The 26,863-nt window shown below is 66.3% G+C and carries 30 protein-coding genes; 11 read left to right on the top strand and 19 right to left on the bottom strand.

Annotated elements, in window-relative coordinates:
* Positions 1-25 precede the first annotated feature (25 nt).
* Both NG698_RS14660 and NG698_RS14665 read left to right on the top strand, forming a co-directional pair.
* A complete protein-coding gene (locus NG698_RS14660; protein ID WP_252600568.1) occupies positions 26-427 on the top strand; it encodes a winged helix-turn-helix transcriptional regulator in 402 nt (133 codons plus the stop codon).
* Between the two features lie 306 nt (positions 428-733).
* Positions 734-934, top strand: a complete 201-nt coding sequence (locus NG698_RS14665) for a hypothetical protein (RefSeq protein ID WP_252600570.1) — start codon at positions 734-736, stop codon at positions 932-934.
* 14 nt (positions 935-948) lie between these two features.
* Here NG698_RS14665 and NG698_RS14670 read toward each other — a convergent pair whose 3' ends face one another.
* Both NG698_RS14670 and NG698_RS14675 read right to left on the bottom strand, forming a co-directional pair.
* Positions 949-1,698 (bottom strand): 3-hydroxybutyrate dehydrogenase, encoded by a 750-nt coding sequence (locus NG698_RS14670; RefSeq protein WP_252610723.1) that lies wholly within the window; start codon positions 1,696-1,698, stop codon positions 949-951.
* A 59-nt stretch (positions 1,699-1,757) separates the two neighbouring features.
* Positions 1,758-3,140 carry an MFS transporter gene (locus NG698_RS14675; protein WP_252600574.1) on the bottom strand — a complete coding sequence of 461 codons (1,383 nt, stop codon included), beginning with the start codon at positions 3,138-3,140 and terminating at the stop codon, positions 1,758-1,760.
* A 129-nt stretch (positions 3,141-3,269) separates the two neighbouring features.
* Between NG698_RS14675 and NG698_RS14680 the strand changes: the two genes are divergently transcribed.
* The gene (locus NG698_RS14680) at positions 3,270-4,181 is read left to right on the top strand and encodes a LysR family transcriptional regulator (protein ID WP_252600575.1); all 912 of its coding nucleotides are present in this window, start codon (positions 3,270-3,272) and stop codon (positions 4,179-4,181) included.
* Positions 4,182-4,210: 29 nt separating this feature from the next.
* Here the strand turns inward: NG698_RS14680 and NG698_RS14685 are convergent, their stop codons facing one another.
* Together NG698_RS14685 and NG698_RS14690 are read right to left on the bottom strand one after the other, a co-directional pair.
* Positions 4,211-5,161: a spermidine synthase gene (locus NG698_RS14685; protein ID WP_252600577.1), complete on the bottom strand. Its 951-nt coding sequence runs from the start codon at positions 5,159-5,161 to the stop codon at positions 4,211-4,213.
* Positions 5,162-5,273: 112 nt separating this feature from the next.
* Positions 5,274-5,840, bottom strand: a complete 567-nt coding sequence (locus NG698_RS14690) for a hypothetical protein (protein WP_252610725.1) — start codon at positions 5,838-5,840, stop codon at positions 5,274-5,276.
* A gap of 190 nt (positions 5,841-6,030) precedes the next feature.
* Here NG698_RS14690 and NG698_RS14695 point away from each other — a divergent pair, with 190 nt between their 5' ends.
* The 4 genes from NG698_RS14695 (at position 6,031) to NG698_RS14710 (ending at position 9,227) form a co-directional block, all read left to right on the top strand.
* Complete coding sequence (locus NG698_RS14695) at positions 6,031-6,981, top strand: hypothetical protein (protein WP_252610727.1); 951 nt, start codon at positions 6,031-6,033, stop codon at positions 6,979-6,981.
* A complete protein-coding gene (locus tag NG698_RS14700) occupies positions 6,981-7,412 on the top strand; it encodes a phage holin family protein (protein WP_252610729.1) in 432 nt (143 codons plus the stop codon). Before NG698_RS14695 ends, NG698_RS14700 begins: the two co-directional genes overlap by 1 nt.
* The gene (locus tag NG698_RS14705; RefSeq protein WP_252610731.1) at positions 7,409-8,017 is read left to right on the top strand and encodes a DUF3618 domain-containing protein; all 609 of its coding nucleotides are present in this window, start codon (positions 7,409-7,411) and stop codon (positions 8,015-8,017) included. Before NG698_RS14700 ends, NG698_RS14705 begins: the two co-directional genes overlap by 4 nt.
* Positions 8,018-8,108: 91 nt before the next feature.
* Positions 8,109-9,227: a YihY/virulence factor BrkB family protein gene (locus tag NG698_RS14710; RefSeq protein ID WP_252610733.1), complete on the top strand. Its 1,119-nt coding sequence runs from the start codon at positions 8,109-8,111 to the stop codon at positions 9,225-9,227.
* 163 nt (positions 9,228-9,390) lie between these two features.
* Here the strand turns inward: NG698_RS14710 and NG698_RS14715 are convergent, their stop codons facing one another.
* From NG698_RS14715 to NG698_RS14740, 6 genes are all read right to left on the bottom strand, one after another.
* Complete coding sequence (locus NG698_RS14715) at positions 9,391-10,149, bottom strand: glycosyltransferase family 2 protein (RefSeq protein ID WP_252600588.1); 759 nt, start codon at positions 10,147-10,149, stop codon at positions 9,391-9,393.
* Position 10,150: 1 nt separating this feature from the next.
* Positions 10,151-11,560: a bifunctional PIG-L family deacetylase/class I SAM-dependent methyltransferase gene (locus NG698_RS14720; protein WP_252610735.1), complete on the bottom strand. Its 1,410-nt coding sequence runs from the start codon at positions 11,558-11,560 to the stop codon at positions 10,151-10,153.
* A complete protein-coding gene (locus NG698_RS14725; RefSeq protein ID WP_252600592.1) occupies positions 11,554-12,729 on the bottom strand; it encodes an acyl-CoA dehydrogenase family protein in 1,176 nt (391 codons plus the stop codon). The genes NG698_RS14720 and NG698_RS14725 overlap by 7 nt, the downstream gene beginning before the upstream one ends.
* A gap of 21 nt (positions 12,730-12,750) precedes the next feature.
* Complete coding sequence (locus tag NG698_RS14730) at positions 12,751-13,230, bottom strand: Dps family protein (RefSeq protein WP_252600594.1); 480 nt, start codon at positions 13,228-13,230, stop codon at positions 12,751-12,753.
* A 154-nt stretch (positions 13,231-13,384) separates the two neighbouring features.
* Positions 13,385-14,062 carry an O-methyltransferase gene (locus tag NG698_RS14735; RefSeq protein WP_252600596.1) on the bottom strand — a complete coding sequence of 226 codons (678 nt, stop codon included), beginning with the start codon at positions 14,060-14,062 and terminating at the stop codon, positions 13,385-13,387.
* 56 nt (positions 14,063-14,118) lie between these two features.
* Positions 14,119-14,442, bottom strand: coding sequence for a thiamine-binding protein (locus NG698_RS14740; protein WP_252600597.1), 324 nt, complete (start codon positions 14,440-14,442; stop codon positions 14,119-14,121).
* Positions 14,443-14,562: 120 nt separating this feature from the next.
* On the opposite strand from NG698_RS14740, the gene NG698_RS14745 reads away from it, so the two are divergent.
* Together NG698_RS14745 and NG698_RS14750 are read left to right on the top strand one after the other, a co-directional pair.
* Positions 14,563-15,198 (top strand): TetR/AcrR family transcriptional regulator, encoded by a 636-nt coding sequence (locus NG698_RS14745; RefSeq protein ID WP_252610738.1) that lies wholly within the window; start codon positions 14,563-14,565, stop codon positions 15,196-15,198.
* A gap of 161 nt (positions 15,199-15,359) precedes the next feature.
* Positions 15,360-15,578, top strand: coding sequence for a hypothetical protein (locus NG698_RS14750; protein ID WP_252600601.1), 219 nt, complete (start codon positions 15,360-15,362; stop codon positions 15,576-15,578).
* A gap of 55 nt (positions 15,579-15,633) precedes the next feature.
* On the opposite strand, the gene NG698_RS14755 is transcribed toward NG698_RS14750, so the two are convergent.
* The 5 genes from NG698_RS14755 to NG698_RS14775 form a co-directional block, all read right to left on the bottom strand.
* Complete coding sequence (locus tag NG698_RS14755; RefSeq protein WP_252600603.1) at positions 15,634-15,972, bottom strand: hypothetical protein; 339 nt, start codon at positions 15,970-15,972, stop codon at positions 15,634-15,636.
* A gap of 423 nt (positions 15,973-16,395) precedes the next feature.
* A complete protein-coding gene (locus NG698_RS14760; RefSeq protein WP_252600605.1) occupies positions 16,396-16,707 on the bottom strand; it encodes an AzlD domain-containing protein in 312 nt (103 codons plus the stop codon).
* On the bottom strand, positions 16,704-17,507 hold the full coding sequence (locus tag NG698_RS14765; protein WP_252600673.1) for an AzlC family ABC transporter permease: 804 nt from the start codon (positions 17,505-17,507) through the stop codon (positions 16,704-16,706). The genes NG698_RS14760 and NG698_RS14765 overlap by 4 nt, the downstream gene beginning before the upstream one ends.
* Positions 17,504-17,992 carry a DoxX family protein gene (locus NG698_RS14770; RefSeq protein WP_252600607.1) on the bottom strand — a complete coding sequence of 163 codons (489 nt, stop codon included), beginning with the start codon at positions 17,990-17,992 and terminating at the stop codon, positions 17,504-17,506. The genes NG698_RS14765 and NG698_RS14770 overlap by 4 nt, the downstream gene beginning before the upstream one ends.
* A gap of 75 nt (positions 17,993-18,067) precedes the next feature.
* Positions 18,068-18,976: a glycerophosphodiester phosphodiesterase gene (locus tag NG698_RS14775; protein WP_252600609.1), complete on the bottom strand. Its 909-nt coding sequence runs from the start codon at positions 18,974-18,976 to the stop codon at positions 18,068-18,070.
* A 50-nt stretch (positions 18,977-19,026) separates the two neighbouring features.
* Between NG698_RS14775 and NG698_RS14780 the strand changes: the two genes are divergently transcribed.
* The gene (locus NG698_RS14780) at positions 19,027-20,376 is read left to right on the top strand and encodes a DUF445 domain-containing protein (protein ID WP_252600611.1); all 1,350 of its coding nucleotides are present in this window, start codon (positions 19,027-19,029) and stop codon (positions 20,374-20,376) included.
* A gap of 29 nt (positions 20,377-20,405) precedes the next feature.
* Here NG698_RS14780 and NG698_RS14785 read toward each other — a convergent pair whose 3' ends face one another.
* Together NG698_RS14785 and NG698_RS14790 are read right to left on the bottom strand one after the other, a co-directional pair.
* Positions 20,406-21,155 carry a LamB/YcsF family protein gene (locus NG698_RS14785; RefSeq protein ID WP_252600613.1) on the bottom strand — a complete coding sequence of 250 codons (750 nt, stop codon included), beginning with the start codon at positions 21,153-21,155 and terminating at the stop codon, positions 20,406-20,408.
* The gene (locus tag NG698_RS14790; RefSeq protein ID WP_252600614.1) at positions 21,145-21,948 is read right to left on the bottom strand and encodes a hypothetical protein; all 804 of its coding nucleotides are present in this window, start codon (positions 21,946-21,948) and stop codon (positions 21,145-21,147) included. The genes NG698_RS14785 and NG698_RS14790 overlap by 11 nt, the downstream gene beginning before the upstream one ends.
* A 150-nt stretch (positions 21,949-22,098) precedes the next feature.
* Between NG698_RS14790 and NG698_RS14795 the strand changes: the two genes are divergently transcribed.
* Positions 22,099-23,442: an MFS transporter gene (locus tag NG698_RS14795; RefSeq protein WP_252600616.1), complete on the top strand. Its 1,344-nt coding sequence runs from the start codon at positions 22,099-22,101 to the stop codon at positions 23,440-23,442.
* A gap of 65 nt (positions 23,443-23,507) precedes the next feature.
* Here NG698_RS14795 and NG698_RS14800 read toward each other — a convergent pair whose 3' ends face one another.
* Positions 23,508-25,850 carry a glycoside hydrolase family 65 protein gene (locus NG698_RS14800; RefSeq protein WP_252610739.1) on the bottom strand — a complete coding sequence of 781 codons (2,343 nt, stop codon included), beginning with the start codon at positions 25,848-25,850 and terminating at the stop codon, positions 23,508-23,510.
* An 82-nt stretch (positions 25,851-25,932) separates the two neighbouring features.
* Entirely contained in the window at positions 25,933-26,697 is a 765-nt protein-coding gene (locus NG698_RS14805; RefSeq protein ID WP_252600619.1) for an HAD family hydrolase, read from the bottom strand.
* Positions 26,698-26,863: the final 166 nt, after the last annotated feature.

Raw genomic sequence — 26,863 nt, forward strand, 5'->3', positions numbered from 1 at the left:
ACTCACCTTTTGGTAAGTTATGGGTATGGAAGCGACTGCATGGCCCACCAACCTGCCGGAAGATCTCCGGGCACACCTGCCGGAAGGATTGGCCGACGGCGTGTTCCCGGCTGGGTGCCCCAGCCGCACCGTCCTGGACCACATCACCAGCAAATGGGGAGTGCTGATCCTCCTGGCGCTCTCCGAAGGTGAGCAGCGCTGGAGCGAACTCCGGCGCCGGGCCGAGGGAATCAGCGAAAAAATGCTGGCGCAGACCCTCAAGACCCTGGAGCGCGACGGCCTGGTCCTGCGGAAGGCGCAGCCGGTCATCCCGCCCCGCGTGGACTACAGCCTGACCGAACGCGGCTATGAGCTGTCCGGCCTGCTCGTCCCGCTCGTCACCTGGGCCTACAACAACGCTGACGACATCCTCAACGGCCAGCGCTGATTCCGGCCAGCGCCGACCCCTGAATCCCCTAAGTAGTACTCGTCCGCGAAGTCGAGTACATGTTACTGGTGTGACTGGTGTGAATAGCGCATAGCGTAAATGTAAGGTGCCAGCCAGGAATTGGAGGACCATCCTCTGCTGGGAGCGTTCCGGCAACCGCGCCGACAGTGAGCGGCGGACGAGCGCCGCGCTGAAGGAGTTTTTCCGATGGTCAACGCTGCCCGCAATCCGTCCCAACACGAACCTCAACATGACCGCCATGACCGCCTCCGCAGAGACGAATCCGACGCGAGACAACCGCGCCTCATGGCAAGGGCCTGGAACCGCGTCCGCGCGGTGCCAGGCCCAGCAAGCCCCTACAAAGTCGGGGACGCCGTGGTGGGTGACGATCCCTTCAACGGCCGGCACGAGGGTGTGGTGGTCTCACGGAACACCGGCTCTGTCGGCATCGGAGCCGCAGAGGGCGTTGTCTACTACGATCCCCGCCAGGTCAGACGGCAGGAGTAGGCAACCGGCCCCGGCTACCGCGCCGACCAGCCGCCGTCCATTGCGTAGCTGGCCCCGGTGACCATGCCGGCGTGATCGGACGCCAGCCAGGCCACCAGGGAGGCAACTTCCTCCGGTTCCACCAGGCGTTTCACGGCGGACTCGGTGAGCATCACCTTGGCCAGGACCTCGGACGCGGGGATACCGTGCACCTTGGCCTGGTCCGCGATCTGCTTCTCGACCAGCGGGGTCCGGACGTAGCCAGGGTTGATGCAGTTGGACGTGACTCCGTGCCCCCCGCCCTCAAGTGCCGTCACCTTGCTCAGCCCTTCCAGGCCGTGCTTGGCGGAAACGTACGCGCTTTTGAACGGGGAGGCCCGGATTCCGTGCACGGATGACACGTTGATGACGCGGCCGAAGCCGTTGGCATACATGTGCGGCAGCGCGGCCCGGATCAGCAGGAACGGGGCCTCGAGCATCAGCGCGATGATCCGGCGGAAGTCCGCCGGATCGAACGCTTCGATGGGGCTGATGCTCTGGATCCCGGCGTTGTTCACCAGGATGTCGCAGTCCAGGCTCAGGGTGGCGAGCGCGTCAACGTCCAGCAGGTCAACGGCCCAGGCGGTGCCGCCCACTTCGTCGGCGAGGGCGGCAGCGCCGGCGGAGTCGACGTCGGCCACCACCACTTTCGCCCCGCGGGCGGCCAGTTCCCGGACACAGGCAGCCCCGATCCCGCTGGCGCCGCCGGTCACCACGGCCTTGCTGCCGTTCAGTGTGTTTTCCATTGCAGATCTGTTTCCCATCGTGTGCGCTCAATTTCCCTGCGGTGAACTGCTCAGGCAGTTCAGCGTGCGTCCGCCGGGAGCAGTCCCTCGCGGGCGGCGTCGGCCTTGTCCACGTCCTCCAGCGCGATACCCTTGGTTTCCTTCAGGCTCAGCACCGCCACGGTAGTGATCGCGCAGGCAACCACGAGGTAGATGGCCGTGGGCAGCCAGGAACCGGTGTCCTTGAGCCACTGGGTGGCCAGCAGCGGGGCCAGCGAACCGGCGAAGATCGAGGTGACCTGCGAGCCCAGCGAAACGCCCGAGTAGCGCATCCGGGTGGGGAAGAGCTCGGCCATGATGGCGGGCTGGCCGGCATACATAAACGCGTGCAGGCAGAGGCCGATGGTCACGGCCAGGACAATCACCACGGCGTTGCGGGTATCGAACATGGGGAAGGCGAAGAACGGCCAGGCCGCACCGGAGATGGACCCGATCAGGTAGACGGGCTTGCGTCCCAGCTTGTCCACGAGCCGTCCCACCTGCGGGATGACCAGGAAGTGGATGACGTGGGCGATCAGGAGTGCGAGCAGGAGCGAGGACGTGTCGTACTTGTGCACGCTCTTGAGGTAGACAATGGCGAAGCTGACCACCAGGTAGTACATGATGTTCTCCGCGAAGCGCAGTCCCATTGCCTGCAGGATGCCCTTGGGGTACTTGCGCACTACCTCGAAGACGCCGTAGCTGACTGCCTGTTCCTTCTCCACGAGGGCCTTGGCCTCCAGGAAGATGGGCGCCTCGGTGACGTGGGTGCGGATGTAGTAGCCAACGAAGACGATCACGGCGGAGAGCCAGAAGGCCACGCGCCAGCCCCAGCTCAGGAAGGCCTCGGGGCTCAGGGTGGTGGACATGACGAACAGCACCAGCGTGGCGAGGAGGTTGCCCACCGGCACGGCTGCCTGCGGCCAGCTGGACCAGAAGCCGCGGGCGTTGTTGGGGCTGTGCTCGGCAACCAGCAGCACGGCGCCGCCCCATTCGCCGCCGAGCGCGAAGCCCTGGATGAAGCGCAGTGCCACCAGAAGTGTCGGTGCCAGGTAGCCGATTTCGGCGAAGCCCGGGAGGCAGCCCATCAGGAACGTGGCCACGCCGACGATCACGATGGTCAGCTGCAGGGTGGGCTTGCGGCCCAGCTTGTCGCCGATCTGGCCGAAGACGATGCCGCCGAGGGGGCGGGCCACAAAGCCCACCGCGTAGGTGATGAACGCCTGGATAATGCCGTCCAGCTCATTGCCGCTGGCGGGGAAGAAGTACTTCCCAAAGACCAGGGTGGCTGCTGTGGCGTAGAGGAAGAACTCGTACCATTCCACTACCGTGCCCACCATCGAGGCGGCCACAATCTTCTTAAGCCCGGATCCCTTGGGTGCGGATCCGGCGGCATTGTCTGCCGAGCGCTGCTCTACGCTCATGAGTTTCTCCTTAGTGTCCACTTTGACACGCACTGTGATCCACAGCACTAATGGCTCCACTGAGTATTACTGCACAAACTTGTGCCTTCAATGCCCAATCCAGCACCTGCTGTGTGCACAATTGCAGATATGAAGGCGAATCCCGATGACCTCTTGGTCTTGCTTGCGGTGTCCCGCTCAGCAAAATTTACGACGGCGGCGCAAGTGTTGGGGCTGAACCACACCACCGTCTCACGCCGGATAGCCGCCCTGGAGAAGGCGCTCGGCGGCCGCGTCCTGGCCCGGGCGGCCGGCGGCTGGGAACTGACCGAGCTAGGCACGGAGGCCGTCCGCGTCGCCGAACAGGTGGAGGCAGCCGTGAGTGCGCTGGGACCGGCAGGCCAGGCACCGGACCCGATTACCGGCGTCGTGCGCATGACGGCGACAGACGGCTTCAGCGCCTACATCGCCGCGCCCGCCGTGGCACGGCTGCGCCGGAAACACCCGGGACTGAGCGTGGAAGTGGTGACGATGACCCGGCGAGCGCTGCAGCAACGCTCCGGGCTGGACATCGAAGTGGTGGTGGGCGAACCACAGGTCCACCGGGCCGAAGCCGTCCAACTGGGCGAGTACATGCTGGGGATGTACGCCTCGCGTGCCTACCTCGCCGAGAACGGGACGCCGGCGAGCGTTGCTGAGCTGACGGAGCACCCGCTGGTGTACTTTGTGGATTCGATGCTGCAGGTGGACGACCTGGACGCCCCCCGGCGGCTGGTGCCGGCCATGCGCGAAGGGCTGACGTCCACGAACGTGTTTGTCCATGTGGAGGCCACCCGCGCCGGCGCCGGCATCGGATTCCTGCCGTGCTTCATGGGCAATCTGCACAGCGACCTGGTCCGGCTGCTCCCCGACGACTTCGCCGAATTGCTCCCTTACTGGATGGTGCTGCGACCCGATTCGATGCGCCGCCCTGCCGTGGCCGCTGTGGTGCAGGCATTGCGCGACCAGACGGCGGCGCACCGGGATGCCCTGCTGGGCCGAGGCAGGAACTCCGGTGGTTGAGCTTGTCGAAACCCCGGATTTCGACAAGCTCAACCACCGGAGGCGTTCACTGCCGGGTCGTGACGCACCGGGGAGTTCGCGGCGAAGGCCCGCACTTGGGCGTCGTTCCAGATGTGGGCCGGGACGGCTCCGCCCAGGAGCCGGCGGGCCAGCTGCGGATCTCCGTCCAGCGGGGTGTCGCTGCCGGCCATCACCATGTTGCCGTAGCGGCGGCCCTTCAGCATGGAGGGGTCGGCGATGATGACGGTGTGTGCGAACGCGGCCGCGATGGCGGCGGCGTCTTCCCTCGCATTCCTTAGATCCGGGGCGTCGCCTGAGTTCACCACATAGATGCCGCCCGGCGACAGGACCCGCTTGATGTGGTCATTGAACTCGGCGGTGGTGAGCGGCCGCGGCGTGAGTGAACCGGCAAACACGTCACGGATGATGAAGTCGCGACTGTCCGGCGTGAGCGTCTCGGTGACCTCGCGGGCCTCCCCCACGCGCAGCCGCAGGAGCGGCGCCTTGGGCAGGTCGAACCAGCCGCGGACGTACTCGGCCAGCTTGCCGTCGAGCTCCACCACCACCTGCCGGGCGTCCGGATAGGCGGTGTGGAAGTACCGGGCCAGGGAACAGGCCCCGCCGCCCAGGTGCAGCCCGCGCAGCCGCTCGGTCCCGCCCGCGGCGGGCGCGCCGGACTTGGCGCCGCCCTTTCCGGACCTAGGCGGCCAACGTGACTCAATCAGCGCCGCCATCCAGCGCATGTACTCAAAATCGAGGAAGAGCGGATCGGCGAGGTCGATGTGGGAGCTCATAACACCGTTGATCTTCAGGAGCCACCCGTTGGAGTTGTCCTGGTCCGCAACGAGCTCGCAGTCGCCGGTATCGATGTAGTAGACGCCCTCAACGGGGCCATCAGGACGGGTGCCCTTGGGCACCTCGATGACACCCGTCGTCGGACGCTGGCTGTTCCGGCCGGCTGACTTGCCGCGCTTTGCCATTACCCGTGTGCCGCTTCAGTCATGGATCAACCCTAATTGACTGCCCTGCGCCGGCCGTCCGGAACGGTCGCGGTCCCGGCGGCGGGAACACGGCCGGTTTGCGGGAACAGGGCTAGGTTGAGAGCGGCCGGTCCCGGTCGGTCCTCTCAGCCCGGTCTGCCCGGTCCCGGACACGCCGCAGTTCCTCCGCCCGCGTGGCGTCGGTGCCCGTGGCGTCGGTACGCGTGGCGTCGTCCGGATGCGCGTCGGGGTCCGACCCAAGCGTCTCCGTGCGGGTGGCGTCGGTGCGGGTGGAGTCGGTGCGCATCGTGTCGGTACGCGCGTCCCCGTCCTGATTTATGTCGGGGTCCAACGCGTCCGCCTTCTGCGTGCGCTCGGCCACGTCCTCCCGGAGCGACCTGGCGCTGTCGGTCTTCTGCTCAGCCTCCTGCTTCAGCCTCGCCGCGTCCACCTGCGCTTGCTCTGCGTCGGCGCGGGCGCGGGTGGCCCGGGCTTCGTTCTCACGCGCATCGAGCTCGATGTCCTCGGCTTTCCGGCGCATTTCGGCAGCCTTTTCGCGGTGCGATTCGTCCCGCTTCAGCTCCATGGCCCGACGGCGACGCCCGGTCACCAGCCACAGCACGATCAGGACCAGCACGACGACGGCAACAATCACCCAAACCCACGATGTTGTATCCACGACTACGCACCCTTTCCACTTCGTTGTGACGGGGTCCCTGCGATGCCGGGTCGGCAGGCGATACGGACCCCTTTTGAAATTCAGGTAGGAAGGGTACTTACCTTCCGTTAGTAACCATGCTTACTATTTTACGGCCAGTATCGCTGGTTCTTAATCAACAACCGGCCTTCTTTGGAAAGAGAGAGCGAAGATGACAGAGAACCAAAGGCCCGAGGACTCGGCTTACCCGGCTCCACAGGCCACCCCCGGAACCACAGGAGAACGCGCCCCCAGTACGTTCCCCGCAGCAGCGCCACAGACGCGCGACACCTTCGGGACGTCCCGCAAGGATGCTGTCAAGGAAGAGGCCGGGGACGTCGCGCGGACAGCGGCGGATTCCGCGCAAAGCGTCGCTGAAACCGCCAAGACGGAAGCGGGCAACGTCGCGTCAGAGGCGAAGGCGAATGCCAAGGATCTCCTCCACCAGGCCCGCTCCGATCTCACGGAGCAGGCAGGCGCCCAGCAGCAGAAGGTAGCCAATGGCCTCCGGTCAGTCTCGGACGAACTGCACGCCATGGCGCGTGCATCGGACCAGCCCGGAGTGGCCACGGACCTGGTCCGCCAGGCCGCGGAGCGTTCCTCGTCGGTAGCCTCCTGGCTGGACGGGCGGGACCCGGGCTCGCTCTTGGATGAAGTCAAGAGCTTCGCCCGGCAGCGCCCCGGGACGTTCCTGCTTCTCGCGGCCGGGGCTGGCGTCCTCGCTGGCCGGCTCGGCCGCAGCCTGAGCGCCGGCGCACCGGAGTCCGCAACGCACTACGCTGGCGCCCGCGGCCAGTACGGCGGTGGCCAGTACGGCGCCGGCGGTCAATACGACAGCGGCTACACGCCGTCGGCCGGTGGGACTGTCCCGCCCCCGCCGGTACAGCTGCCCGGCCCGGCCACCACCACGGCAGGGTACGACGGCGGCACGCCGGGGAGCAGTTACGGCGACCCTTCGCGTCCCGCCAGTCCTCTCGACAGCCCCCAACTCGCGGAACAGCCCTTCTCGACCAACCGCATTGCCGACGACCCGTTGGCCGACCGGGAGCTCGCCGACGATCCTATGGCCAACGACCCCCTGACCCGCGACCGCTCAGCGGACGGCCAGGCTGGCAGGCTGTGATGAGCAGCCAGATACCTGAACCTCCTCCGTCGGCGGCGCACGCGAAGGCGGACAACACCTCGTTGGGTGACCTGCTCGGTGAGGTGACCCGCGACCTGTCCACGTTGATGCGCCAGGAAGTGGAGCTTGCCAAAGCCGAACTCAAGGAATCCGCCAGCAAGGCAGGCAAGGGAGGTGGCATGCTGGCCGGCGCCGGCGTAGCTGGCCACTTCGTGCTGCTGTTCCTGTCGATCGCCCTCTGGATCGCGTTAGGCGAGCTGATGGGACTCGGCTGGTCCGCCGTCGTCGTCGCAGTCATCTGGGGCGTCATCGCCGCCGTCCTGGCCTCCATCGGCCGGAAGGAACTCAAGACTGTGAGGGGCATGCCCCAAACCGCTGAAACACTCCAGGAAATTCCCCCAACCCTAAAACCCGGTGAGGTAAGACGATGAGCGACAACCCGGACGATATCCGTTCAGATATTGAGGCAACGCGCGCCCGCCTGGGCACGAACGTGGACGCGGTGGCGGACAAAGTGACGCCGTCTAACATCGTCCACCGCCAGACAGACAAGGTGAAAGACGCCGTCTTCGGAGTGAAGGAGAGAGTCATGGGAACAGCCGACGACGTCACCAACCGCGTGCACAGCGGAGTCCACGCCCGGACTGACAGTGCAGGCGATGCACTCAGCGATGCAGGCGCCGCCATTGGTGACGCTCCGCACCAGGTGAAGGCCAAAACACAGGGCAATCCGATGGCTGCAGGCCTGATCGCGTTCGGGGCCGGCCTGCTCCTGTCCTCACTGATCCCTGCCAGCGAGAAGGAACGCGAAGCAGCGGATGCCCTCAAGTCCGCCGCCGAACCGTTGACCACCCAGCTGACCGAGGCCGCGAAGGACATGGCCGAAGGCCTGAAGGAACCGGCACGGGAAGCGATGGAAAACGTCAAAGCAACGGCAGCCGACGCCGCCGAGCATGTTAAGGCCGAAGGTCAGGTTGCGGCAGCGGACGTCAAGGACCGCACTGTCGACGCCAGGGATCACGTCCAGAACACGTAACGGCACCAGCACCGCCAGCAGCACAGACAGGCCGGTTCCGCCTCCCCCGGCGGAACCGGCCTTTCCCTTTCCAACCCCGAGAGGACACACCATGGCCGCTCACGATGCACCCGAAACCAGCACCGCCAAGGCGGGCAGCGCTCCCGCACCCGACGACTCCCGGAAACCGGACAGCCCCACCGACGTCACCAAACCGTCGTGGAAGTACATCGCCAAAAAGACGCTTCGGGAGTTTAACAAGGACCAGTGCCCGGACCTCGCGGCATCCCTGACCTACTACGCCGTGCTGTCCTTGTTTCCTGCAATGCTCGCGCTCGTTTCCCTGATCGGCCTCTTTGGGGACCCCGAAAAAACAACCACGGCCCTGCTCGAAATCGTGCGGGGCTTCGCCCCTGCTGAGACGGTGAATACCGTTAGCGGCCCGGTTGAGGAATTGGCGAACGCGCCGGCGGCAGGATTGACTCTGGTCATTGGCCTGGGAACAGCGCTGTGGTCCGCTTCGGGCTACGTTGGCGCCTTCGGTAGGGCGATGAACCGGATCTATGAAGTGGACGAGGGCCGTCCATTCGTCAAGCTGCGCGGAACCATGCTGGCTGTTACGCTCCTCGCCGTAGTCATCGTGGCACTCCTGGCAGGCATGCTGGTGCTCAGCGGACCTGTGGCAGAGGCAGTCGGCGACCTGATCGGGCTCGGTGGCGCGTTCCTCACTGTCTGGAACATCGCGAAATGGCCGGTAATGGTGGCACTCATCATTGTCATCATCGCGGTGCTCTACTACGCCACTCCCAACGTCAAGCAACCCAAGTTCAGATGGATGAGCCTTGGCTCCGGCATAGCCCTGTTTATTTTCCTGCTGGCCTCGCTCGGCTTCGCCTTCTATGTGGCCACCTTTGGCAATTACAACAAGACCTACGGCGCACTTGGCGGTGTGATCGTTATGCTGCTCTGGTTGTGGATCCTGAACATGTCTCTTTTGTTCGGGGCAGAATTTGACGCCGAGATGGAGCGGGGACGGCAACTCCAGGCGGGAATCGAGGCCGAAGAAACCATTCAGCTCCCGCCGCGGGACACCAAGAAGAGCGAGAAGATGCAGGAGCAGGAAGAGGACGACATCCGGCGCGGCCGCGAGCTGCGTGAGCGCCACGGGAACGGCCCGGATCAGGCTGGATCGGACGCCAGTACGGGACGAAACGGCGTCAAGCGGGTCTAGGCAGGGCCCGCCACTTGGAGGAAGATCAATATCAGCAGATTCCTTCAGTTTTCCCGGGCCTTTGACGTCCCGGGTGTCTGGCGGGGTCGGCGGCGAGGTGGCCTCTTCTGAGACCGAGGCCAGTCCCCCCAGTCGTCGTCGGCCCCCTCATTTTGTCCGTTTCTCAGCGTTCGAACGCCACGGCGGACTCCATACCAAGGGCCAGCAGATATGCGCCGAAGCCCTGCGGCGCCCGGGCCTCGGTCCGCCCTGAGGTCAGGACCCGCACCGTGTCCGTGGACGTTATACGGAACCCGTGGCGGCGCAGCCGTGCGGCCAGCGCCCGGTCCTCGTGCGAGCGCTGACGGGGAAAGCCACCAGCGCGAATGTAGGCCGAGGCCCGCACACCGAAGTTCGCACCATGCACATGGGGGTGTTCCTCCCTCAACGGATGCCGGGCGTGCCAGCGCCTCAGGAGTTCGCCGTCCATGCCCTCCGGATCCGGTTCCACCGTTCCCAAGACTGCATCGGCGCCGCCGTCAGCCAGTTCCACCTGGCGCAGGAGCCAGTTTTCCGGAACGCAGGAATCGGCGTCGGTATTTGCCAGCCATACCCGTCCGGCGGTCTGTGGTCGGTCCGCCCCCGCACTGTCCGGCAGGCGCCCTGTGAGGAGCAGGTTGATCCCTGCCCGCCGGCTCCTCCCCACGCTGCGGAACGCGACCGGCAGCAGGGTGATGCGGCGATCCGCCGCCGCAATATGCGCCGCCACGGCGCCCGAGCTGTCCGTGCAGGCGTCCAAGACCACCACGATGGCGACGTCTGTATCCGGCTGACTGTGCTGCAGGGCATCAGCTGCGGCACTGACCGCTGCCAGGGCACGTGCCAGGTGGGGTTCCTCGTTATGGACCGGAATAACCACGGCAACCTGCGCGATCCTGTCCATGTCAGGACACCGGAGGTCCGGGATCGCCGGCATCGCCGGCATCGCCGGGAGCCACGAGCGTTTCCAGCACAAAATCGCGTTCCTGGTACAGACCGCCGGTGGGCCACCGCAGCCGGTTCCGGGCCAGCGCGTGGACCGAGTCGCCGTCGAGCTCCCATCCGGAAACCGGGTGCCGCCAGTGGCACAGCAGCAGCGTGCCGTCCGGCGCCATCGATTCCTTGATCCGCTGCAACAGCAGATCAAACTCTGCAGCGGACAGGTAGTAGCCCACTTCGGAGACCACTACAAGGTCGAAGCTGCCCCCGGGCCAGTCACCGGGGAGCGTCAACTGCCGTGTGGAAACCCCGGGGAACGGCGCGAGCCGCCGGGCCGCAAGCTCAAGCGCGGTGTTGCTGGCATCCACGGCAAGCAGCCTGGTGCATCTGGTGGCCAATTCGGCGGTCAATGTTCCGATGGAGCAGCCGATTTCCAGGCCCGACAGGTAGTTCTCCTGGGGCAGCGCGGCGAGGGTGAGCGCGCGCTTGCGCCGCTCGTACCAGCTGGTGGTGTACTCCCAGGGGTCTTCGGACTTCGCGTGCACGGCGTCGAAGATCCGCTGCGCGTCCGCGCTGGTGTGGGGAAGGGATTGGACCGGGCGGGCCCCGGGCGGCGTCCAGGCGAATGTCTCAAAAGCGCGCCTGAAATGCTGCAGCAGCCCCTCGCCGAGGAGCACCTCGTCCCCGTCCAGCCCGGACAGCGGACGTATCTGGCTCGCGTGTGAGTCCATGGCGGACCTCTTCGCCGCCCGCTGATCAGCACCCAGCGGAACGCGCGCCCAGGACCGCCAGGCAGGGTCCTCCGGGGAGGCCCACAGCCAGTACCAGATGGGATACTCCAGCAGGGCGTGCCCACCTTCGCCGGCGACGTCGGCGGCCACCGCACCAAGGGCGTTGTGGTCCGCATGGCCGTCGTCTCGGTACGGGGCCACAATTGCCAGGTGCTGCGGTGGACCGGGGAGCCGGCCGACGGCCTCCCGCAGCCGGGCGGCGATTTCCGGCGTGAGTTCTTGCAGGCCCCGGTCCGGCAGCCCGAGGAAACGCCAGCGTCCGGCCAACCCCAGGACTCCCATCGCTGCCGCAAACTCCTCAAGCCGGACGGCGGCGAGCTGTTCAGGCGTGGTTGTCGCCGAGTCCGGGTGCGAGCCCTCCCCCGCCGTGCACAGCAGCACCTCGACGTCGGCGCCCAGCGAGTGCAGCAGCGCCAGCAGGCCCCCGGCGCCCAGGGTCTCGTCGTCGGGGTGTGCCGCCAGCACGACGAACCGCATGGCAGCCAATTCCTGCTGCCCCAAGGGCAACTCCGCCATAGCCGCGAGCCCGCTCGCCGCCCAACGGGCCTCATCAGTCCCCTGGTCCGTGTGCGAGAAGGTCACCACAGATGCTCCCCCTTCAACGTCAGCTTTCCCAGCTGTGCATCGTCCCGCATGGCATGGTGCTGGCGCACGTACAGCGCCAGGTCCGCCATGCGCTTGGCATACGGTTCGTCGAACGCCAGTGGCGCCGGTCCCCGGTTCCGGCTGACAAGGGACAGGACACGCTCGACGGCGGCAGCTACGGTTCCGCGCACGCGTAACGCTTCGCTCCACGCGCTCCGGTCCGCCGCCGGGTGTGCCCCTGGCTCCTGTCTGTCTTCCCTGACTTCCGGGCTTCCGCCTCCGGTCTCCCGTGTATCTTCCCCGGCGGACAGGCTGCCGTCGTTGGACAGCTGGCCGTCGTCGATGAGGGCCGCCGTTCGCGCCAGGTACTGGAGTGCGGCGGTTAGGATCCTGTCTGTCTCGCCCAGGGCAGCCAGCGCGATCTGGTCAGGTTCGCGGCCGGACTGAGCTGCGGCGACCAAGGAGTTCTTGTAGTCCCGCGCCACGCCCACGGCGCCCCCGAGCCAGCAGGCTGCTACCCCCATGCCACCCCAGGCGAAACCGGGCCGGCTGAAATACCAGCTATCGATGCCCAACTGCTGTGCGGGCACCTGGCTGAAATGGACAGTCCCGCTGGGAATCTCGCGCAACCCGCGCGCCACCCACGCCGACTCCTCACACGTCACTCCCGGATGCCGGAGGTCCACCGCAAAGGCGGCTCTTCCGCCGGTTTCGGTGTAGGCAGTGATGACGGCCCGGTCCAGGAGCGGCGCCAGTGAACACCACGGCTTGGACCCGCTCAGCAGAATTCCGGCGTCGCCGGTCTTGGCCTCGAGGCGGAGTCCCGGGCCCTCCGCGGCAAACACTCCCCAAGCGCCCGCGCAGTCGGCCGGAACAGCGCCCGCCCGATGGTTCCCCGTCTGGGCAAGAATCGCTTGGGCATCCATATGCGGTTCAAAAACGCGGCCTGCGGCAATATCCACCGCCGCGACGGAAGCGAGCAGTTCCCAGAGGCGGGCAGTTTGTCCGTCCCCTGGCTGAGGCCAATGGCTTCCCGAGTCCCGGGCCAGTGCCAGAAGTGCGGGAACATCGCCAGATGCGGCCGCCACGGACTCGAGCAGGGGAACCGTCCAGGCCAGTTCCGTTTGAGTTGAAACCAGCCGGACGGGCTGGTGGGATGATGCAGTCACGCTGACGCCTCTCTGCACTGCCTACTTAGCCGCCGGTTCGGTGACGGCCGCGGACGGAGTCATGGTTTCCGCGTTGACCATCCACGCGAGCCGTTCCAGGCGTTCGATGGCGGCATGCAGCAGGTCCGCGCTGGTGGGATCCTCTTCATCCACGTCATCGTGGACATCCCGCATTGTCTGCACTGTCCGTTCGAGCCTGGCAGTGATCAGTTTGACGGCGTCCTTCGTGGAAATCAGGCCGCCGGTGAGCTCAGCAAGACGCGTGTCTGCGGCTACGGTGTGGCTCCGTCCGTCGGGCAGGGCGTGCAGGGCCCGCATCCGCTCCGCCGTCTGGTCCGCAAACAGCCGGACACTGGCGATGATCTCGTCGAGCTGCAGGTGAAGGTCGCGGAAGTTGGTGCCCACTATGTTCCAGTGGGCCTGCTTGGACTGGAGATGCAGCTCAATCAGGTCCGTAAGGACCATCTGAAGATTGCTGGCAAGGGTGGGTGACGCTTTCATCGTGTTCCTCCACTGCAGGCGGTTCCGGACAGGCATCGGCCGGACAGTCATTCTAAGCATACTTAGCAATATTCTGGATGAACGGATGCAGTCTGCGCCCAGAAGTCAGCCGCTCGGGGTCACTGGCTTGCGGTTAAATGCTTGCGGTCAGCACTTAGCGGACGCGTGCCAGAGCGAACCCGTCCCAGCCTTTGGACCCGACCGTCTGGATCACGGTGGCATCGAGCTGCGGATGCCGGCCCAGCAGTTCCAGGGCGCTGATGATCCCGGGGGCATTGATCTGGTCCATGGAAGGATCCAGCACCGCGCCCTCCCAGACGGCGTTGTCCAGGACCACCACGGTTCCCGGCCTGCCCATGCGCACGGCCCACTCAAGGTACGCGGCGTCGTTTTCCTTGTCCGCATCGATGAACACAAAATCGAACGGCTCCTGGCCCTCCGACTGCAGCGCGGCCAAGGTGTCCAGGGCGGCGCCCACCCGGATCTCAACTTTGTCCCCCAAGCCGGCAGCCTCCACATTCGCCCTGGCGATGTCCGCATGTTTGGCGAGGTATTCGCACGTCACCAGCCGGCCGCCGTCGGGCAGTCCCTGCGCCATCCAGATGGTGCTGAACCCTGCGAGCGTGCCGATCTCCAGCACCCGGCGGGCGCCGGACAGCTGGACCAGGAGCTTGAGCAGCTTGCCGGCGTTGGGCGTAACTTCAATGGGCGGCATCCCTGCGTCGACGGCGGAGCGCACCGCCTGCTTAAGTGCAGAGTCTGGGTGCACCACCGTGGTTGTGAGGAAGTCTTCCACTGCCACCCACCCAGGCTGGGTCTTGTGCTCAAACATGGCCACAGTCTGGCACGCAGGCACGCGACGGTCTAGGACTCGGCGTAGGCACCAGTCTAGGAGCCGTCCGAGAGTGCCCCTTCAAGGCGGTCCACCTTGGCGCTGAGCTCGCCCTTATAACCGGGCCGGATGTCTGCCTTGATGACCAGTGAGACACGGCTGCCAAACTTTCCCACGGCTTCGGTGGCGCGCTTTACGACGTCGAACACCTCGTCCCATTCGCCCTCGATGGTGGTGAACATTGAGTCCGTCTGGTTGGGCAGGCCCGACTCCCGGACGATCCGCACGGCGGCCGCAACGGCGTCGTGCACTGATGCGTCGGTGGGACGCGATCCCCCTGCAGGCGTACCGGACGGGGCGACTGAAAATGCAAGCAACATAGGGCAAGTCTGCCATGTGGCCCAACCCGAAACGGGTCTGGTGAGGCCGGCGAAGCGTCACATACGTTGCTACCCTCCGGTAACCGTGAAGGCTGCCTGCGGCATTGCTAACCTGAACGAATGAGCATTGCTGTCGTCCGCAAGCCACTACGCGCAGACGCTGCCCGGAACGTGGACAAGATCATCCTGGCCGCGCGCCAGTGCTTCCGCGAGCAAGGTCCCGAGGTTCCCCTCCAGACCATCGCACTGACGGCAGGTGTTGGCCCGGCCACCCTGTTCCGGAACTTCGCCGACAAGGAGGAGCTGGTCCTGGCCGCCCTCAACCGGCAGCTCCGCGAGACCGTGGACCCCGTTATGGCGGACGCGCTGGCGGACATCGACGCAACTGCGGGACTGCTGCGCGTCCTCGAAGCCATCATGGCCGCGGCCAGCGCTGATGCCAACCTGCTGGGCGCCGTTGCGGGCCGCCGCGAACTCCTCACCGGCATCACCGGCTCGCTGATGGATTCCATGAGCGTCCTGCTTGGCCGCGGCCAGGGTCAAGGCACCCTGCGTTCCGATATTTCCATGACCGACATGTTCCGCCTGCTCGCCATGCTGATCGGCGTCGTGGACACCATGGAGCCCGGTTCCGACGCCTGGCGCCGCCCGCTGGCACTGATCGAGGACGCCATCCGCACTGAACGGCCCCACCGCCCGTTGCCCGCGCATGTGCCGCTGCCCGCCCCACAGCTACAGGGTCCACAGTTCACCTGACACCCGCGCCCTCCCGCCGGACCACCACCACGGGCGCCCCATTGTTGGTGTCCAAACGTTGGATTAGACTCAGGTAAGGTTACGCAGCCAGCCTCTGAATCTTCTGAGGGAGCATGAGTGAAACACCTCCAGCGCAGCCAGTCCAACGCCATCGTCCGCCGATGAACCAGACACACTTGTCCCAGATTATCCACGACCCCCGCGGCCCCGAGGAGATCCTGCCGTCGCTGGCGGCGGAGGACCTGGCCAATCTGCTGGACGCCCTCTACCAAAACCTCGACACTCCCACCCCGGTATTCGGTGCGCAGGCGTGGTATGAGCTGGCCGTCGAGGAAAGCGCCCGCCGGACCGGGTCGCCAGAGGATGAGCAAACCGCCTGACCGGCCTACGGCCCGGACCACGAGGGTGGCGGTGCCGTGCTGACGATGAGCCCAATCAGCTGGCGTCGCCCCCGGGGTTCTTTTGTTGATGTTTGGTTTCTTCGGGCGTGTTCTCCTGCGGCCCGGCGCTGCCTTTCCCCTCCGCCGGGGGAGGCTCCTGGCCGTGCTTGTGAGGCTCATGATCGTAGTGATGGGGCACGTGCTCCTTGGCCTCCAACAGGTGCTGCTGCAGCTTCTCCTCCGCATCGCGGCGGCGCCGGGAAGTATCCCGCAGTTCCCGCGTCGATTCGGAGACAGTGGTGTCATAGACCGGCCGCGGCTTCGGGTCTGCAGCCTGGGGGTTGTCGGTTCCGCTATCCGGATCCGGGGTGTTGGGCTCTGGCTGTTCGTTCATCTTGACTGACTCCTTTAGGCCGTAGCGACAGCCTCACGCCGATACACCGGCCGGCCATCAATCGTCAGGTTCCGTTTCCCGGTTTCGGAGTTCGGCCCGTACGGCCGCGTGCAGGGCGGTGATGTTTGCTTCCTGACTGACGTCCAGAGCCAGTCTCATCCGCTCGGAGAGTACAACCAGGTCCTCCGGCGGCAGGTCTGCCAGAGACCGGAACCGGGTAAAGAAGCGCTTGACCGGAAGCCCGGCGCGCCATCCATCACGTGCTGGACGGCGGGTTTTGCCGGGTCTCGCACCGGCTGGGTGCAGCCTTATTTCCATGGTCAGCGCTCTCACGAGAGTCCACGGCCAACTGCATAGCCAGGCCCATGCTATAACGCATATGAGCCGCACCACCAGTGCTTCGGAGTCGGTTTCACCTGGCGGTCAGTTCCATCCGATGAGCCGCAGCAGGGCTGCGGCACCGGCTCCCACCACCACCACCAGCAGGAAGGGCGCCCGGAAAGCCAACACGACGGCTGCGGCGGCGAGGGCTCCCAGCCGCGCGTCGGCGGCCAACGTCTGGCCGGACGCCACAGTGTTGACAATGGTCAGGGATGCCAGAAGTCCGATGGTCATGGTGCCGGCGATACGCGACATCCGGGGGTCCTTCAGCAGCTTCGCCGGGACGAAATAGCCCACCAGCTTCCACGCGTAGGCAAGGAAGCACGCCAGCAACAACCAGATCCAGAGATTCATGCGCCCGCCTGCCCCGTCTGCCCGTGGCTGTCCCCGTGGCTGTCCCTCTGATTGTCCAGGTGCGCGTCCCGGTTTTTGTCCCGACGCCCATGGTGCTCGTCGTAGGGATCCACGTCCGGCTCCAGGCCTTCATCACTGCGTCCGTGGCTGAACCAGCCGATCAGTGCAGCCACCACGGCGGCGATCAGGATGGGCACGCCTGCGGGAACGAACGGCACGGCTACAACCGTGGCGAGTGCGCACACCACGGCAATCGCCGCCGGTTCCCGCCCCTTGAGCCGCGGCCACAGCAGGGCCAGGAATGCGGCCACTGCCGCACCGTCCAGGCCCCACTGTTTGGGATCACCCAATCCGCTTCCTGCGAGGGCCCCCACGGCGGTGAAAAGGTTCCAGAGTACGTAGATGCCGATGCCGGCCGTCCAGAAACCGCGGCGTTGCTCGTCGGGGTCGGTCTGCCCGCTGCTGGTGGCGGTCGACTCGTCAATGGTGACTTGTGCGGCAACATACTTCCGCCAGCCCGTCGGATGCAGGAGGGCGTTGAGCTGCATGCCGTAGATGCCGTTCCGCATGCCCAGCAACGTGGCTGCGCTCATGGCGGCAATTCCGGAGCCTCCACCCGCCACCACACCGATGAACGCGAACTGGGAACCGCCGCTGAAAAGCAGCAGGCTGAGCGCCATGGTCTGCCAGAAATCAAGACCTGAGGTGACGGACAGGGCGCCGAAGGACACTCCGTAGAGGCCGGTGGCGATGCTGATCGAGATTCCCACCCGCACGGCGGGCGAGGCGAGCAACTTCACCGCCGTCGTCCCGGGTTCCGCAAGCTCCAAGCCCACAGGATGAGCGGCAGCTGAAGCGGAAACCGGACGGTTTGTACCTTGCGCTGCGTCGGGGATCCGGCGGAGCCATAGGCGCGGCGAAGTGCGTCCACGTGGCCGGCCAGGAATACCGTGAACATTGCAGTCACGGCGGTGGCTGTTGCCCGCCGTGACACCGGGATCAGGAGGCCGACGGCGGCACCCGCTTCCAGCAGTCCGCTCACCGCAATCCATTCCTCCCGTGACATCACCGCCAGGGGCCGCCTGCCGCCGTCGGGCGCTGGCACTTCGTGCCCCTCCGGCGACTCGCCGCCGGCACCTGGAGTCTCGCGGCACAGATAATCCGGGACCACCTGTTCGAAGAACCGTGGCTCGCGGAAGTGCTTCATGGCGCTGGTCATCAGCAGCGCGCTCATGGCCGCCGCGGACACTGTTTGGGTGGCCCGGGCGGACCAGCGAAAAGGCATGGGTCCACTCAATCACAGCGCCGCCCCGGGGGCTAAACAGCAGCGGCTGAACGGCAACGACTGAACAGCAACGACTCAGGACGGAAGCTGGACCTGTTGCCCGCTCGATTGCAGCTGCGCCAATACCCTGGCTGGTTTGTTCGTGGTGATCTCGTGGATTCCCAGCCCTTGGCAGAGCGCCACATCCCGTTCCGAATCAACGGTCCACACGCGGAAGCGGCGACCGGACTCCAGCCAGCGCTGCACGGTCCGGGCGTGCTCGCGGACGTACATGATTCCGGGCCCCGCGAGTCCCACGTCGCACTCGTCCAGGATGCGTTCGCCTTCCAGCTGCGCCGCCTTCATCAGGTTGGCGATGGCGCCGCCAGCCAGGGGGCCGAGGCTGAGTTCGTCGCGGAGTTCGTCGACGTCGATGTCGTCCACCAGTTGGCAGATGAATTCGGCCGGCACACTCCGGAGCAGGTGCTTTACGGAATCCGGGCTGAAGCTCATGAACGTCACCTGGATGTTGTCCACCGAGGAAGTTCCGTCGTCCCAGCCTTCGCCCCGGAGCACGTCCAGCACACGGTCTTCCAGTTTCAGCTGGTAAGGACTGGGGTGCTTGAGCTCGATTGCCAGGCCGATCGGCCGGCCAGCGCCGCGCAGGATGTCCAGGAGTTGAGGGAGCGTGAGGAGCTGCTCTGACTTTGCGCCGTATTCCTCCGGGATCCGGGCGCCTTTCCAGGACGAGAAGTCCAGCAGCCGCAACTCCGCCAGTGTTCGGTCAGCAACAGGTCCGGTTCCGTCCGAGGTCCGGTCCAGGTTGGCGTCATGGAGCAGCACGGCGTGCTGGTCCCGCGTCAAGTGGACGTCGCACTCCACCCCGTCCGCGCCGTCGGCAATGGCCTGGAGGTAGGCGGCGCGCGTGTGTTCGGCAAATGCAGCGCTGGCGCCCCGGTGGGCAAACACCAGCGGCCGTTCCGGCTCAGGCTCCTCGAATGTCATGAGGACACGCTAGCGGACGCCGCCCAGTGGCTCGGCGCTAGGCTGGGCACATGCAGGTGAACTCTGAGCCAACTACCCGCCAGGACCCGTCCCGGCCCACAGGTCCGGCGCCGCGGCCCCCCAAGGGGGGCGCCGCCGTCGTCGGTCATCAACTCAGTGCCGGGGACGCCGAAAAGGCGGCAGCGCTGCGGAAAATGAAGCTTGTGGCGCTGGGACTCCTCATTGCCATGGCCGTCATTTTTGTGTTCGCGTTCGCGCTGCAGAAGGAGTATCCGTGGCTGCAGTACGTCCGCGCCGCGGCCGAAGGCGGCATGGTGGGCGCGCTGGCCGACTGGTTCGCCGTGACCGCGCTGTTCAAGTACCCCATGGGCATCAAGATCCCGCACACCGCCATTATCCCGCGCCGCAAGGACCAGATCGGGGCGTCGCTGGGCGAGTTTGTGGAGACCAACTTCCTGTCCGAGCAGGTGGTTCAGGAGAAGCTCGCTTCGGTGGACGTAGCGCGGAAGGCCGGCCAATGGCTCGCCGGTCCGGGTGGCGCCGAGCGCGTGGCGAAGGAGGGTGCCGCCGTCATCCGCGGCGTGTTCAAGGTGTTGAACGACGACGACGTCCAGGCGGTCATCGAGGGAATGGTGCGTAAGCACTTGCTGGCTCCGCCGTGGGGACCGCCGGTGGGCAGGATGGCGGAACGGATTTTTGCCGACGGGCACCACCATAAGCTCGTGGACCTGCTGGTGGACCGCGCCGCGGACTGGGTGGACGACAATCACGAAACCGTCAGCCGGCTGGTCTCGGACCGGTCCCCCACCTGGGTCCCGCAGTTCGTGGACGGGCTGGTGGGCGACAAGGTTTACGTGGAGATCCTCAAGTTCACGCGCGCCGTCCAGTCCGATCCGAACCACCAGGTCCGGCAGCAGATCGACAAGTACCTGAACGACCTCGCGCAGGACCTTCAGCATGATCCCGCGATGATCGCCCGGGCCGAGGACATCAAGGCACAAGTTCTGGGAGATCCAGAGGTCCGCGAACTGGCCTCCCGCACCTGGGGAACCGTGAAGAGCGCCCTGTTGTCTGCGGTGGACGATCCGGACAGTGAACTGACGGTTCGGTTCAAGGCGGCGGTGCGCGATTTCGGCTCACGCCTGGTGAACGACGCCGAACTGGCCGGCAAGGTCAATGCTTGGATCGGCGACGCCGCCGGTTACTTGGTGCGGACCTACCGCTCCGACATCGCCGGCGTGATCACCGATACCGTGGCCCGCTGGGATGCCGAGGAAACGTCGCAGAAGATCGAACTCCAGGTGGGCAAGGACCTGCAGTTCATCCGGATCAACGGCACCGTAGTGGGCTCACTGGCCGGGCTGGTCATCTTCAGCGCGGCGCACCTGGTGTTCGGCTGACCTGGCCCTTCTAAGGCAACGCGGGGCGGTTACGCGAAGGACTCCAGCTGCACGCCGGCCGCTTCGAGCCCGGTACGAACACCGGCGGCCATTTCCACGGCCCCGGGGGTGTCGCCATGGATGCACAGGGAGTCGGGCCGGACCTGAACCACCGTTCCGTCCACGGCCACAACTTCGCCCTTCGTCGCGAGGCGCACTGCGCGCTCAACGATCGAGTCGACGTCGTGGAGGACAGCACCAGCCTGGGAGCGCGGCACCAAGGTCCCGTCCGCCTGGTAGGCGCGGTCCACAAAAGCCTCAATAAAAACCGGGTGGCCGGCTTCCTTGGCCTGGATCAGCAGCTGCGAGCCCGGCAGGCCGAGGATCGGCAGGCCGGGGTCGTAGGCCTGGATGGCGGCAACCACGGCGGAGGCCTGCTCGGCGTCGTGGACTAGGCGGTTGTACAGGGCGCCATGCGGCTTGACGTAGTCAACGGAGGCCCCGACGGCGTGCGCCACGCCGTCGAGCGCGCCCAGCTGGTAGAGGACGTCACCGAACAGTTCGTCGAAGGACATGTCCAGCGACCGGCGGCCGAAGCCGGCCAGGTCCCGGTACCCCACGTGCGCACCAACGGTGACGTCGAGCTCGAAGGCGGCGCGGCAGCTGTCCAGCATGGTGACGGGATCCCCCGCGTGGAAGCCGCAGGCCACGTTCGCGCTGGTCACCAGCCGGAACATGGCGGCGTCGTCCCCCATGTTCCACGAGCCGAACGATTCGCCGAGGTCAGCGTTAAGATCCAAGGTTGTTGCCTTCCAAAGTAAGTTTTTCCGGTTCCGCCGCCACGGCCTTGAGCTCCCCCGGGATGGTGTCCGGCATCGGACCAAAGGCTTCCTTGGCGTTGGCCACCACGGCACGGCCCATTATGAGGTTACCGGCACCGCCCACCACCGCGCCGATGCCGAACGGAAGCGCCCGGCCAAGCAGCGCCGTGCCCTGGCGTTTGAGCAGGTTCTTGAGGAAGGCCTTCTGGATCTTGTTCCGAATGGCACCGAAGCCCGATGGCATGGACTTGGTCAGCACGTTGCCCCATGCCTGGGTGGCGCTGGCTCCCTTGCCCATGGCCTGGCCGCTCAGCGTTCCCAGCAGTGAAGCCCCCTCCTCGCCCAGCATGATGGCCATGACCATGGTGCTGGCCTTTTCCGGGTTCGTCAGCCGGATGCCATGAAGTTCCGCCAGCGAGGTGGCATAAAGTGCCGTGGCTTCGAGGAAGCCAACGGTAGCCACGGCGGAGAGGCCCAGGGAGGCCACGGTTCCGACGCCGGGCACAACGGCGGTTGCCCCGACGATCGCACCGCCGCCGGTCACCGCCCGCAGGTAGTCGCGTTCGAGGATCTCCGCGAGCCTGGCGGCGCTGGCGCGCGGGTGTTTGCGTTGCAGCCGCCGGACGTAGGCGAGCACCAGCGGCCGCTGGATTTCGACTGCCCGGAGGAGCATGTTGTGGACTCCGGGTTTCGGCTTGCCGTCGGCGTCGAACACCGCGTTGTGGGCGGTCTCCTGTGCGATACGTACTGCGGGATTGCTGCGCTTGGCCATGGTCACCTCTGCTTCGGTATTGCTTGTGTCCGCCGGCAGTTTTTGGCTGCGGCCCTGCCTTAACACTAAGGGTGCTTAAGAGTAAGCGGTCCCGGCGCCGGGCCCCGGCGTTGAGTTCCGCCAAAATCCAGCCCAGCCTAGACTTGCCCTATGCCCACACTCCAAGCGCTGCGGCCCTTTGCGCACCGCGAGTACCGGGTCCTCATCGCGGCGCTGGCCATCTCCATTTTCGGATCGGGAATGTGGGCTGTCGCCATGGTCTACCAGGTGATCCACCTCGGCGGCGGCCCGCTGGAGCTGTCCCTGGTGGCCACTGCCGGCAGCATCGGCCTGGTGGCCTTCGTGCTCGCGGGCGGGATCGCCGCTGACCGCGTGCCGCAGCGGCTCCTGATCATTGCCGTTGAAGGCGCCAACCTCGCCGTTATCGCGGCGATCAGCGGGCTGGCCATGGCAGGGTGGCTGCAGCTGTGGCATCTCGCCGTGGGCAGCTTTGTGCTGGGCGTGGGCGCCGCGTTCTTCTTCCCTGCCTACTCCGCGATCCTGCCGCGCATCCTGCCGCCCGAGGACCTGCTGGCCGCGAACGGCATGGAGGGGACCATGCGGCCCATCCTCCAGCAGGCGGCCGGACCCGCCGTCGCGGGCGTGGTGGTGGCGGCGCTCTCGCCGTCGCACGCCGTGACCGGAGTGGCCACCTGCCATCTGCTGGCGTTCATCGTCCTGAACTTCCTGGGGCGCCATGCCCTGGACGCGCCCCACAACGGGGCCGACGGCGGGGCTCACGGCAGGAGCACCGGGGCCGGGGAAGACGCCGGGGCAACGGGCCACGCGAAAACGTCCTTCTTCCACGACCTCCGCGAGGGCATCAGCTACACCATCCGCACACCGTGGCTGCTGTGGACCTTGCTGTGGGCCTGCGTTTCCGTGCTCTTCCTGATCGGTCCCATCGAAGTGCTGATGCCGTTTGTGGTCCGCGACCAGCTCGGCGGCGACTCGAGAATGTTCGGCTTCCTGCTGGCCGTGATGGGCGTGGGCGGGGCCGTCGGCTCGCTGGTCACCGCATCCCTGAAACTGCCGCGCCGCTATCTCACGGTGATGATGGTGTCCTGGGGTGCGGGCAGCCTGCCGCTCGCCGCCGTCGGCTTTCTGGACAGCTTCTGGACCGTGGCCGCCGCAATGTTCGTCTGGGGCGCCACCGGCAGCGTGGGCATGGTCATCTGGGGCACGCTGCTGCAGCGACGCGTGCCCAGCCACCTGCTGGGACGGGTCTCCAGCCTGGACTTCTTTGTGTCCCTCGCGCTGATGCCCATCTCCATGGCACTGGCCGGACCGGCAGCCGAGGTCTTCCCCATCTGGGCAATTTTCCTGGCCGCCGGCGTCGTCTGCCCCGCCCTGGCGGTGATCGCCATGATCGCCGCCCGGATGCCCGCCGACGAACTGGCCCACCCGCTGGACAGGCAGGTTGAAGTGGAACGCACGACGGCGGCAGGAGACTGACGCACCCCGTCACCTGAGGCGCGCAATCACCTCAGGCGCGCAATCACGTCAGGCGCGCAATCACGTCAGGCGCGGAACCCCACAATGGGGAGGCTCGCCGTCGGGGGTCCGCTGGGGAAGACAGTGCGCTCCGGAACCTCAACAGGCTCCAGGGCAATCCGGACCGGTTCCGCGCCGATGCTGAGCACCTGGCCGCGGACATCCACGTCGAGCGGTCCGCCGCTGCGGACGCTCAGTGTCAGTGCACCGGCGTCGAGCTCCACCAGCAGCAACCGGCCCTGGATCTTCAGGTGGAAGGACAATGCCTCCCACCCGGCCGGGAGCCGCGGATCGAAGAACGGCAGGTGGCCCTGGTCCCGGAGCCCGGCGAAGCCGGAGACCAGCGAGCTCCAGACACCCCCGGCGGAGGCGATATGCACGCCGTCGATCGTGTTGCCGTGGGTGTCGTCCAGGTCGATGAAAACGGCGTTCGTGAAGTGCTCCAGGGCGGCCTCAGGGTGCCCCACCTCGGCAGCCATGATCCCCTGCACGCAGGCGGACAGGGTGGAATCGCCGGTGGTGATGGGATCGTAAAAATCGAACGCGCGGCGCTTCTCCTCGGCGGAGAAGTCCTGCCACTGCAGGAACATGGCCAGCACTGTGTCTGCCTGCTTCAGCACCTGGTGCCGGTAGATCACCAGCGGGTGGAAGTTCAGCAGCAGCGGGTACTTGGACCGGGGGGTGGTCCAGTCCCACGGCTCCAGGGTCATGAAGTCGTTGTCCTGCGAGTAGACCTGCAGGTCTTCGTCGAAGGGCAGGTGGATGCGGGCCGCGGCCTGCTCCCACAGCTCGCGTTCGGCGTCGTCGATCTCCGGGTGGTCCAGCGCCGCAGCAGCGCGCAGGTTAAAGCGGGCCATCACGTTGGTGTAGAGGTTGTCGTTGACAACCGCCGTGTACTCATCAGGGCCGGTAACGCCGTGGATGTGGAAGGCCCCGTCCTTGCCGAAGAAGCCCAAGGCGGCCCACATGCGGGCGGTTTCGATCAGGAGTTCGGCACCCATACCCTCGCGGAAGGTTTCGTCGCCGCTGGCCCACAGGTAGCGGTTGGTGGCGAAGGCGATGGCCGCTGCGATGTGGAACTGCGCCGTGCCGGCGGCGTAATAGGCGCTGGCTTCCAGGCCGTTGATGGTGCGCCACGGGAACAGTGCGCCCTCCACGCTGAGCTCCTTGGCCCGGATTTTGGCGGCTGGCAGCATGTCGTGCCGGAACTCCAGGACCTGACGGGCGCCGTCGGGGTTCGTGTAGGTGAGGTAGGGCAGGAGGTAGACCTCCTGGTCCCAGAAGTAGTGCCCCTCGTAACCCGATCCGGTGACCCCCTTTGCGGGGATGCCGGCGATGTCCGCCCGCGCGGTGGCCTGGGCCAGCTGGAACAGGTTCCACCGGATGGCCTGCTGGAGCTCGGGCTGGCCGCCCACCACGATGTCCGAGGTGTCCCAGTACGCGCGGTAATGCTCGCGGCTCTCGGTGAAGATGTCCTCCACAGACCGGAGCCCGGCTTCGGCGGCCTCCGCCGCGTCCCGGTCCGAGTCCTGGACGCCGCGGCCGGCGGCATAGCTGACGCTCTTTTCGAGCCGGAACGGCTCGTCGGCGCGGACGGCAAGGACGTACCGGACGTTGCTGTCGTCTTCGCCTGCAACGGTCTCAAAGGGCTGGTGGCCGGCGGAAGTCCAGTGGTCCACGGCGATTCCCACGCGCTGCCCGGATTCCGCCGCTTCCCAGGAGAGACGGAGCGAGCCGTCGCCGCCGTCGGTCCTTACCGGCAGGAGAACCCGGCCTGCGTGCCGGCCTGCCCGGCGCGGGTCATGCGCCGAGTGGTCCTCCACAGGCTGGTCCTGGCGGTTGATGACGGAGGACGTCACGTCGGCGGAAACCTCGCGGTCCGCGGCGACTTCGAGCGAGATGCCCAGGCTGCCGCGTGAGGCGAAGCCCACGGCGCGGCGTTCTGTGGTGGTCACCGTGGCGCCGGACCGGCACAGCCACGTGATCCGGCATTCGTAGATGCCGGTGGCGAAGTCGACGGAGCGGCGGTAGTCCAGCACGGCTGATTCGGCGAGGGTCAGGCTCTCGCCGTCGATGATCACCGTGAAGTTGTTCGCGTCAGGGATGTAGATGATCCGCTGTCCGGTCCGGGCGAAGCCGAACGCGTTCTCCGCATGCTTGATGTCCCAGATCTCATGGAGGCCGTTGATGAAGCTGCCCGGAAGGTCTGCGTCCGAGGCCGCCCAGTGCGCACCGCGGATACCCAGATGGCCGTTGCCCAGGGCAAAGAGCGTCTCAAGGGTGCCCGCGCTGCCCGGCTGGTGCTGTGTTTCCACAAGCTGCCAGGAGGTGTTGGGGAACCGTTCACGGTCCGCGGTGATAAGAGCCATGGTGTTGGGGTCCTTTGGCGTTGTGCGTTGCGGGGAAGTGCTTCGTGCCTGAGGCCGGGGGAGCGTCAGGCGGCGATGGCTGTTAGAGCAGTTCGTCGAGGTCGTTGACCACGCTTGTGGCTCCGGCGTCGAGCAGGGTCTGCCGGCCGGCGCCGCGGTCCACGCCGATCACCGAGTGGAACTGCCCCGCGTGTCCGGCCTGGACACCCGAGACGGCGTCCTCAACCACCACGCATTCTTCGCTGGGCAGGCCCAGCAGTTCCGCGGCGTACTGGTACGTGGCGGGGCTCGGTTTGCCGGGCAGGCCCTGGGCCGCAGCCACCACACCGTCAACCACTATTTCGAAGTACCCGTTCAGGCCGGCGGCTTTAAGCACAGCCGGGGCGTTCCGGGATGAGGAGACGACGGAGACCTTGAGTCCGCGGTCCACGGCGGCTTCCAGGAAGCGCACCGAGCCTTCAAACGGCTCGACGCCGGCGCTGACGATGTCGTTGAAAACCTTGTTCTTCCGGTTGCCCAGTCCCTGGACGGTGGCGTCCTGCCCGGGGATCTCGGCGGAATCTTGACCGGTGGTGCCGTCACTGGGCTCGCCTTCGGGCAGCACGATGCCGCGGGACGCCAGGAAGTCCCGGACGCCGTCGAACCTGGGCTTGCCGTCGATGTGATCGAAGTAATCGTCCTCGCGGTAGCCGGGCACATCCGGACGGGACGCCAGGAAGCCCTCGAAGAGTTCCTTCCACGCCTGTTCGTGGACAGTGGCTGTGGGGGTCAGCACGCCGTCGAGGTCGAACAGGATGGCGGAGGCAGTGGTCCAGCTGGTGCTTTGGGTTTTCAGAACGTCAGTCATGCGCGGTGTCCTTTCAGACGGCGGGCAACAGGCGGGATGTCACGGGCGGGATGTCACTGGGCGGAAAGTAGTGGGGCTATGTAAGCGGGGGCTGTGCATACAGGCGGAACGTGGAAGGGCTGGCAGAAAAGCGGCGGGCAGCAAGGAGGGGTCCAAGCAAGGAGCG

It is taken from the genome of Pseudarthrobacter raffinosi, from assembly GCF_023913735.1.
GTDB lineage: Bacteria > Actinomycetota > Actinomycetes > Actinomycetales > Micrococcaceae > Arthrobacter > Arthrobacter raffinosi.